9 protein-coding genes and 1 pseudogene are annotated in these 8,903 nt (G+C 56.5%); 1 reads left to right on the top strand and 9 read right to left on the bottom strand.

The features are described 5' to 3' along the window. The 9 genes and pseudogenes from AACY52_RS03855 to AACY52_RS03815 all read right to left on the bottom strand — a co-directional run. The coding region (locus AACY52_RS03855; protein WP_339560258.1) for a hypothetical protein at window positions 1-188 on the bottom strand (188 nt) is incomplete at its 3' end. 1,081 nt (window positions 189-1,269) lie between these two features. Continuing rightward, the gene (locus AACY52_RS03850; RefSeq protein WP_339560257.1) at window positions 1,270-1,407 is read right to left on the bottom strand and encodes a hypothetical protein; all 138 of its coding nucleotides are present in this window, start codon (window positions 1,405-1,407) and stop codon (window positions 1,270-1,272) included. A gap of 31 nt (window positions 1,408-1,438) precedes the next feature. Beyond that, window positions 1,439-2,017: a plasmid pRiA4b ORF-3 family protein gene (locus tag AACY52_RS03845; RefSeq protein WP_137211883.1), complete on the bottom strand. Its 579-nt coding sequence runs from the start codon at window positions 2,015-2,017 to the stop codon at window positions 1,439-1,441. Window positions 2,018-2,020: 3 nt separating this feature from the next. Then, window positions 2,021-3,526, bottom strand: coding sequence for an IS66 family transposase (locus AACY52_RS03840; RefSeq protein ID WP_339457481.1), 1,506 nt, complete (start codon window positions 3,524-3,526; stop codon window positions 2,021-2,023). A gap of 37 nt (window positions 3,527-3,563) precedes the next feature. Further along, a complete protein-coding gene (gene tnpB, locus AACY52_RS03835; RefSeq protein ID WP_029571618.1) occupies window positions 3,564-3,908 on the bottom strand; it encodes an IS66 family insertion sequence element accessory protein TnpB in 345 nt (114 codons plus the stop codon). 196 nt (window positions 3,909-4,104) lie between these two features. Continuing rightward, window positions 4,105-4,201 (bottom strand): annotated as a pseudogene (locus tag AACY52_RS32180) (transposase); the annotation flags it as partial. A 133-nt stretch (window positions 4,202-4,334) separates the two neighbouring features. Next, window positions 4,335-4,712, bottom strand: a complete 378-nt coding sequence (locus AACY52_RS03825; RefSeq protein WP_339420162.1) for a hypothetical protein — start codon at window positions 4,710-4,712, stop codon at window positions 4,335-4,337. 293 nt (window positions 4,713-5,005) lie between these two features. Beyond that, window positions 5,006-6,274 carry an integrase arm-type DNA-binding domain-containing protein gene (locus AACY52_RS03820; RefSeq protein ID WP_339420251.1) on the bottom strand — a complete coding sequence of 423 codons (1,269 nt, stop codon included), beginning with the start codon at window positions 6,272-6,274 and terminating at the stop codon, window positions 5,006-5,008. 153 nt (window positions 6,275-6,427) lie between these two features. After that, window positions 6,428-7,342: a LysR family transcriptional regulator gene (locus tag AACY52_RS03815; RefSeq protein WP_038850482.1), complete on the bottom strand. Its 915-nt coding sequence runs from the start codon at window positions 7,340-7,342 to the stop codon at window positions 6,428-6,430. Between the two features lie 247 nt (window positions 7,343-7,589). Between AACY52_RS03815 and AACY52_RS03810 the strand changes: the two genes are divergently transcribed. Continuing rightward, the gene (locus AACY52_RS03810) at window positions 7,590-8,612 is read left to right on the top strand and encodes a zinc-dependent alcohol dehydrogenase family protein (protein WP_339560256.1); all 1,023 of its coding nucleotides are present in this window, start codon (window positions 7,590-7,592) and stop codon (window positions 8,610-8,612) included. The last annotated feature ends 291 nt before the right edge of the window (window positions 8,613-8,903 follow it).

Below are 8,903 nucleotides of genomic sequence, written 5' to 3'. Positions count from 1 at the left end.
TGAGCGGTTGCCGCATGCATCCACGGCAGAAGACTACGAAGCGTTGTTACCGTGGAACTGCTCACCGGAAATGCCACGGTAAACGGAAACCGTACCTGATTGTAGGTGTGCTTGGTGGATCGCTTACGTTTGATCTCGAGAAGCATCCTGATGCGGACTCTCATTGTCGGTGGTGGTTGCATCACCATGGAGTTTTCATCGATTTTTGACGGCCTAGTCAGTCAGAAAACTCCAGCCAATCGCGGGATCTTCCTCTGAGGGGCCGCGATGAAAATATTAGAAAATTTATCGTTTCTAAAATAGCAAAGAAAGGTGCTGCTTTTTCAAGTTTGATTGCAGTGTCTTGAACGTTATGAGTACGGAGCCCAAGAGAAGTGTGTGCTTTTGGAGGACGGTATGATGAACAACTTTGATGTCGTCCCTTACGCAACAAGGCGACGCCCCAATATTATAAAGTCTTGGACTATAATGCGCGCAAGTTGCGACGCAAGACAGCGATGAAGTAGTTTATGAACAGTTTTGGAGTGGCCAAGCAATATTTATGCAGTCGTTGACGTGATCCATCGGACTGCCTCGACTCCAATTGCTATCAATGAAGCAGTTGCCGTAGTTGAGCACCTTTATGCGGGAGGCGAGGGCGGCCTGGACTACTGGAATATCGCCACAGCAATATTCACTCTTCTCAATGCGACAGGTGTCGGATTGATCGAAGATTCAGCAAGACACGGTGGCGCTGCAGTCAGTGTGTTTTAGTCGTAATTCAGATCCCTCAAGTACATCTTGCCCGGTAATGCCGAGCGGAGCTTTATGAAGCTGATTGTCGAAAACGCCATGAATACGGTATTCCGGCCCCATCTGTTGGGCCAGAGATGGCGGAAATAATTCAGGGACTTGCCGTGGGAGTCAAAATGGGAGTGAGGAAGACTTAGTTGGATTCGACGGTAGGGATACATCCCACGTTGGCTGAAGAGTTCGTGACTACGAAAAAATTCAGTGGTGAGTTGAGGCACTGAATAGATACGCCTGATTATGCGATTTACGGCCGAAAGGATTGCGGTTATTGCCAGAAGGCGGTCCAGCTATGCCTTGAAGAGTGGGTAAGTTTTTTGTTCATCACTATGACTGCTAAAGGGATCAGCGAGGAGGTCTTGGCCAGAAAAAATTGGGGGCAATGTGCGTGCTGTTCCGCAAGTCCGCACCGAGCTTCTTACGGGTCACTATCAGCCAGCGGGCGGTCAGCGGCAGGGCCCAACCGCCGCAAATTGCCGCCTACGTACCGAGTAGCGGGCGTTCTGTTTCCAGGTCGGGCAGAAATCCCATGAAGCGCCCCATCATCACCACGCTGTCGGCGCTGCTCCGGCGGGCAGCTTCGGCCAGGCCGACGACGTTTTCGCTCTGCCCGGTCAACGTAAGCGTCCGAGCTACACCGCCTTACAACTCAAACCTTAATCCGTTTCAACCACTGGTTCACGCGCTCGCACTCAAATGCCGCAGGATCAAAAACATCGCCATGCCATTCAACCATGGCGTCATGCTCTGGATGATTGGGGTTGCCCATCGCCTCCAGAAACTCCTCGTAACCAGGCCCGCCACCCACGTCTTCCGGTGGGCAAGCATTGGCGCCGTCGATGCAATACGGCACCTGAGGACAGGCAATAGCGGGTAGCGTTTTTTCGACCTTGATACTGTGATGCCAACTGTCACCAAAGTCGTAGAGATAATTAAATGTCCGCTTTCCGTTCAGCGCCTTGATCAGCGTTTTACGGGCTTCCGGGTTTACCGTCGGCCCCCAGCCATCAGGGTCGGGCATGCCGTAATTCTCACCGGCAATTTCAAACTCATGCAGATGGCTATCACTCCAGCCCATCACGACCTGGATGACATGGTGCAATTTTCCCAAGGTGATGTTTTCAGGCACCGCGAACCGACGCCAAATCTTCGGAGTGATCCACTTCAGCTCGATGTGCAGCAGCAACAGGTCGGGCGCGGGTTTGGGTAAACGGACAGTTTTAACCATGAATCAGGCGGCCTCACAGTGTTCAGTGTGGTTCAAGGATATGTTCCAGGGTAGCAACTCGCTCACCCGATTGATCGGGTGCTCGGCAATGTGTTCAAGCACGGAGGTCAGATAGGCCTGTGGGTTTAACCCGTTTAGCTTGGCAGTACCCACCAGGCTGTAAATCGCTGCGGCTCGTTCTCCGCCGGCATCGGAACCGGCAAACAGGTAGTTTTTGCGGCCCAGCGCGACGGCGCGTAGCGCCCGTTCGGCAGCGTTGTTGTCGATTTCGATTCGGCCGTCATCGCAGTAGCGCATTAAGGCCTGCCACCGGTTGAGGGCATAGAGGATTGCACCGCCCAATGCCGACTTTTTCGACAATTGAGTCAGCGTCTGATTGAGCCATGCGTGCAGGTGTTCCAGCAGCGGACTGGCCCGGCTTTGCCGAATCGCTTTGCGTTGGTCGGGCGGTTGCCCTCGAATTTCGCTCTCGATGGCATACAGGGCCGCAATCCGTTGCAGCGCCTCGGCGGCAAGGGGTGAAGCCTGGTCTTTGTAGACATCGTAAAACTTGCGTCGGGCATGAGCCCAGCAGGCGGCTTCCTCAATAGTGCCTGTCGCATACAGTTGAGCAAAACCGGCGTAGCCGTCAGCCTGCAAGATCCCGCTGAAACTCTTGAGATGAGCGCGCGGATGTTGCCCCTTGCGATCCGGCGAGTAGGCAAACCAGACCGCCGCCGGTGTCGAGTCACCCGCAGGTCGGTCGTCGCGCACGTATGTCCACAGGCGAGCCGTTTTGGTCTTGCCGTTGCCCGGCGCGAGTACGCCAATCGGCGTGTCGTCGGCATGGACTTTGTGACCGCTCATGACGTGGTGCTCAAGCGCGTTGACCAGTGGCCTGAGCAATTGGCTGCTCTGGCCCACCCAGTCGGCCAGGGTTGAGCGCTCCAGTTCCACGCCCTCACGGGCGTAGATTTCGGACTGCCGATAAAGTGGCAAATGGTCAACAAACTTGGAGACCAGCACGTGGGCCAGTAGCCCAGGGCCTGCAAGGCCTCGGGCTATCGGGCGACTCGGTGCCGGCACCTGATCGATGTGCTCGCAGCAGCGGCAAACCAGCTTCGGGCGAACATGGCGGATCACTTTGAAACGTGCCGGAACGTACTCCAGGACTTCGGACACATCCTCACCCAAATGGCGAAGCTTCCCACCGCAGCCGGTGCATTGCGACTCAGGCTGATGGACGTAAGTTTCGCGAGGCAGGTGTTCAGGTAACGGCTTGCGCCGAGAGACAGGGCGAGGTGGCGGTTCGGTTGGCGGCGTCAGTTCAGTCTGGCTGACTTGCAACTCTTCAAGACTCAGTTGGAGCTGATCGATCATCGCGTCCAGTTGTTCGGAGCTGCGACCGAACTGCATACGACGCAGCTTGGCGATCATCATTTTCAACCGTTCAATCTCTGCCCGTTGGGCAGAGACCAGAGCCTTCAAGGGTTGAAGATCGTTAGGCAAGGAGTCGGTCGCAAGAGTCATGACCGAATGTTACTTGGGATTTTTTCAGCGTGGCAAGTCAGACCGCGAGGACGGGTGCTGTACGAATTGGCCTGCGCCAATCAATGCCTTCCAACAGCATCGACAACTGCGCGGTCGTCAGCGACACGCTGCCGCTGGTTGCTTGCGGCCAGACAAAGCGTCCCTGTTCAAGTCGCTTGCAGAACAGGCACAAACCGTCGCCATCCCACCACAACAACTTGATCCGGTCACCGCGCCGTCCGCGAAAGGCGAAGATCTGACCGGAGAACGGGTCGGCTTCCAGCTGTGTCTGCACCAGTGCCGCTAAACCATCGAAGCCACGACGCATGTCGGTGACGCCTGCGGCGATCCAGATACGGGTTCCAGCGGGCGGGGCAATCATCGCAATAACTGCTGCAAGACGAATTGCAGCGTCTGCGGATCGGGCGCGCCCGTGATACGCAGCTTGGCTTTTCCGACCTCAACTGCGATCTCGGAATGACACTCCGCCTGTGGCTGGACGACCTGTGGCAGATCGATTGGCGCCTCGATCATCTGAACTGGCAAGAGCGTTACACCCTGGCTAACCGGGCCGAATAACCCCTCCTGGTACTGTTGCCGCCAGCGAAATACCAGGTTGGCATTGACGTCATGTTCGCGAGCGATCAACGACACGGAGGCGCCGGGCTGGAAGGTGGCTTCGACGACTCGGCGTTTAAAGTCGAGCGGGAAGTTGGGGCGGCGACCGGTTCGACGGGCTGGGGCAACTGTATCCAAGATAGTGTCCACTAAAAATGGTGTCCACTATCTTGGCTAATTTGGAGGGTTGTCAGGAGAGGGTGCAGGGCGGACGGTTACCGGTCAACTTGATCCATAACGGTAATGTCGTCGCCTGGCGTATCCGTCGCACGATCTGCTCAATCCGGTCGGTGTCGCGCTCCAGCACGTTGGCGCCCTTGGCAGCCTCTTCGCCATCAGGTGCGCCAATGTTCAGTTCCAGCGCGCGCAACCCGGCGTGCTCGATCTGTTGGGCAAAATTGGCGCACTGCTCAAGGTCGCTGAGGATCAGGGTCGGTATGACATAGGCATCCTGGCTTTCGGCTTGACGATCCAGCTGGGCGCGTTGGCGCCGACATAAGGGCAGTGGATTTCGCCCCTCATCTTTCCGGCAAAGAAACCAAATGGCACAGGACGCCAAAGCCAGCACAACTCCAGATTATCCTCGCGCGTGCGGGAGAGGGCGGGACGTCTTGTTGGTGGGGACTCATTTCGAGATTATCCAGCAATGGAGACCGTCAGCTTGATGGCAATGCTCCGATTGGCTATTGGTAGAACCCAGTAGGTTGTATTGGATTAATTCCAATTGAGATATCCAAAAAGCAAGTCCAGAATTGAGTCCATTCTTACTTAAGGAATAAAATAAACCTCTTAGATTTCAATGGGTCGGACGCTAGATGCGAGTCTCGTTTCGTGCTCCAATCTACTGATTTTCGTATATCGTCAATCTGTCGTCACTCGCCAAGCGTTTTGCCGTAGATGATCTAAATAGTCAGCCCATCGTTGAGCCGCTTCCCGGCGTTGCGCTAGCAGTTGCGCACGCGCATAAACAGCCCCTAGTGCACCTGGCATTCTGTGGGATAACGATAGTTCGAGCACAATTGGATCGATGCCCAAGTGCTCGTGTGCGATGGTTCTGTAGGTCGCGCGAAAGCCGTGAGCAGTGATGTCGTACTCCGGCCAAATACGCTGAAAGGACTTGAGCATGGAGGTCGGGTTTATGGGACGTCCAGGATAGACCGGCGAGACGAACACCCAGCCTTTGCCTTCCTCATCCACCACGCGGGTTTTATGTAGCTCGCGTAACAGAACCAAGGCTTGTTCAGGCAACGGCACGATGTGTTTGCTCTTGTCCAGATGCTTGGTCTTGCTCACCACATAACGCCAATCGGCGCCCACCAAGTCGACATCTTCCCAGCGCATCTGCACCAGTTCGCCTGGTCGGACCGGCAACATGACCAGCAGACGCATTGCTGTGGCAACGCTGCCCTCGTTGCAGTCATCAAGGCGTAGAAGAAACCTGCCCAGGTCGGATGGCCTTTCGATCGCCGGGTTGCTGGTCACGATGTGGCGAATCTTCAACTCCTCGATATTACTGAGCGCCACATTGCGCTCCACCCAGCCGCGACCTTCGGCAAAGCCCAGAACGGCACGTATGATAGTGCGCACGCGCCGGGCCATGGCCATGGTGCGCTGGCGGCGCAACTCAGTGATGATCGTAGTGATGTGCTCCAACTTGATCTCGCTGATCGGTTTTTTGCCAATGGCTGGCAAGATGTGGTTGTTCAGTGCTCCGGTAAAGCCCGAGATGGATTTTGTCACCAGTTCGGCAGACTTGAATGCCAACCATTGCTCGGCCACGTAAGCGAAGGTGCGCTCTTCATTGAGCAACTGTGCCTCGATCTTGGCGGTCTTGGCCTTGAGCGGAGCGGTGTGGTTAGCCACGTCGCGGCGTGCGCCGCGGGCAATGTCGCGCGCCTCCTTGAGGCTAATGTCGGGGTAAGCGCCGATGGAGAAGCGGTTTTCCTTCCCATGCAGCCGATACTTCAATCGCCAAACCTTGGAAGGGGATTTGCCGACCTTGCTCGACGCCCTGACCTCCAAGTAGAGGCCAGGAACTTCGCCATCGGCGTGTTTACCTGGTTCGGTCAGAGAGCGGATCAAGGCATCGCTGAGTTTTCGTTTGAAAACAACCACATTATCTGGGGGCATCGATGGGGGCATCCTTTTTAAGGAACCGAAATTTGCCCCCAATTATGCCCCCATGAGTCGTGGAATCCATTGGATTTAGACAGGCGGCAGTGGACTAAAAATATCAATAAGCAGTTGTTATAAAAGGACTTTATGGAATCCAGTGGAATCCCATTACAGGCTATCGGGGTCCCCAAAAAACATCTGAATCCGCGACCGCAACCAGCGCTCGCCCGGGTCATTATCCTGTGATCCACGCCACGCCATATGCAACTCAAAGCTACGCACCGGCAATGGCGGGTCTTCCGCACGCAACCCTCCCGCCGAGGTCAACGCCTCGGCCGCGTAGTCCGGCACGGTCGCGAGGATGTCCGTGCCCGCGAGCAAGGTGCCCAGGCCGTTGAATTGCGGCACCGCCAATACCACGTGGCGCTTGCGGTCGAGTTTTTCCAGTTCTTCATCAATGAACCCGCTCAAGTCACCGGCAAATGACACCAGCGCGTGGGGGCGGGCGCAGAAGTCGTCCAGGCTCAGCGAACCCGGTACGCTGTCGGCGCGCAGCAGTTTCGGCAGGCTGCGGCGCAATACTTTGCGCTTGGCGTTAGCCGGCAAGTCGGCGGTGTAGCTGACGCCGATGGAGATTTCGCCGGAGGCCAGCAGGCCGGGCATCAGGATGTAATTGACGCGACGCACGACCAGCACGATGCCGGGTGACTCCGCGCGCAAGCGTTTAAGCAGTTGAGGCAGCAGGGCGAACTCGACGTCGTCGGACAGGCCGATGCGGAACACTGCGGTGCTGGTGGCCGGGTCGAATTCAGCGGCGCGGCTGACCGCGGTGGAAATGGAGTCCAGGGCCGGGGAGAGCAGGGCGAAGATTTCTACCGCTCGGGCCGACGGTTCCATGCTGCGTCCGGTGCGCACGAACAGCGGGTCATCAAACAGCCCGCGCAGGCGTGACAACGCCGCGCTGATGGCTGGCTGGCCGAGGAACAGTTTCTCGGCGGCGCGGGTCACACTGCGCTCATGCATCAAGGTTTCGAATACGATCAAGAGGTTAAGGTCGACACGACGCAGGTCGTTACGGTTCATCTTGTGTCCTGGAAGAGTCAGCTGACTTGACGAGAGCGGGCATATAACAACAATGGCCAGCACGAATCTTACGGGGAAAGGCTGTTATTCTGCACAGGAAAATTGAGTTTTCTTACAAGAGCTGAGGTCTATTCCTCAGACGCTGAATCAATGACAGACATGTCGACTATTAATGGCGACCGGTGGCCTTACCCGTAAAGCCCAGATAGAGTTCATGGCATTAGAGGTTACTTTGACGAGGTTTGCGATGTCCCGCACGATCCGTTTTCACAAGTTTGGTCCGGCCGAGGTGCTCAAATGCGAAGAGCATGCAGCCGCGCAGCCCGCACCGGGCGAAGTGCAGGTGCGTGTCGAAGCGATTGGCATCAGTTGGTATGACATTTTGTGGCGCCAGAACCTGGCGTCTTCCCATGCAAGATTACCGTCCGGTCTTGGCCATGAAATGGCCGGGGTGGTGGTCGCCGTAGGCGATTGCGTGGATGACTTCGCAGTGGGCGATAAAGTCGCCAGTTTTCCGGCCGAGAGCCCCAATGACTACCCGGTCTATGGTGAGCAGATCGTCCTGCCCCGTTCGGCCCTGACCCGGTACCCGGATCTCTTGAGCCCTATTGAAGCGAGCGTGCACTACACGCCGCTGTTGATCGCCTACTTCGCCTACGTGGACTTGGCACGGGTCAAGCCCGGGCAATTTGCCTTGGTGACTGACGCCAGCCACTGCGCCGGTCCGTCCTTTGTACAGCTGGGCAAGGCCCTTGGGGTGCGGGTGATTGCCGCTACCAAGGACAGCGCGGAGCGTGAGTATCTGCTGTCGCTCGGTGCGGAAAAGGTCATCGTCACCGAAGAGCAAGACCTGCTGATGCAAATCAACAAGTTCACCGACAACCGCGGTGTCGACGTGGTGTTCGACGGTTTGGGTGGCCCGCAGATGTCCTTGCTCGGTGACGTACTGGCACCCCGTGGCAGCCTGGTGCTGTATGGGTTGCAGGGCGGTAACCAGACGCCCTTCCCGGCGTGCGCGGCGTTCCAGAAGAACATTCAGTTTTTTGTGCACTGCATCGGTAACTTCACTGGCAAACCGGAGCTGGGCATCATTCAGGACCACGTAGCCTTGCAACGGGCGTTGCGCGATATCAACCAACTGACAGCCGACCGCGTGCTGGTGCCGTTGAAAACGACCGTGTTCCCGTTCAATCAGTTCGTGGAAGCGCACCGATACATGGACGAATGCCCGTGCCGCGAGCGTGTTGCGTTGCAGGTCGAAGCTGTTTAGTACGTAGGAAGGTTCTCAAACGCGTCTTCCTAGCACTTGGCGCATGGGGCAAATGCGCCATTTGACAGGGCTTAAACTGTATCCCCCCCTTCAGGTGCCTGCTGGCACTTTAACCCCTGAATCCTGACTTTTTCGCTGACGCCGCCCTGAATTCCAGTGCGGCGTCTTTGTGTGCGCGTGAGTTTGGGCTGGCGGTTGCTCATCTGCACTGGTTTTCGCCAGGGTTCTGTATCTATTAATCATTATTCCAGCACTGATAATTGCGTCTTCACTTTCATCTCAAGGACTGAG

The organism is Pseudomonas sp. EA_65y_Pfl1_P113, assembly GCF_963970525.1.
In the GTDB taxonomy this organism is placed as follows: domain Bacteria; phylum Pseudomonadota; class Gammaproteobacteria; order Pseudomonadales; family Pseudomonadaceae; genus Aquipseudomonas; species Aquipseudomonas tritici.
The sequence above is the reverse complement of the archived record's forward strand: the minus strand, read 5'-3'. Positions and strand labels throughout refer to the sequence as shown.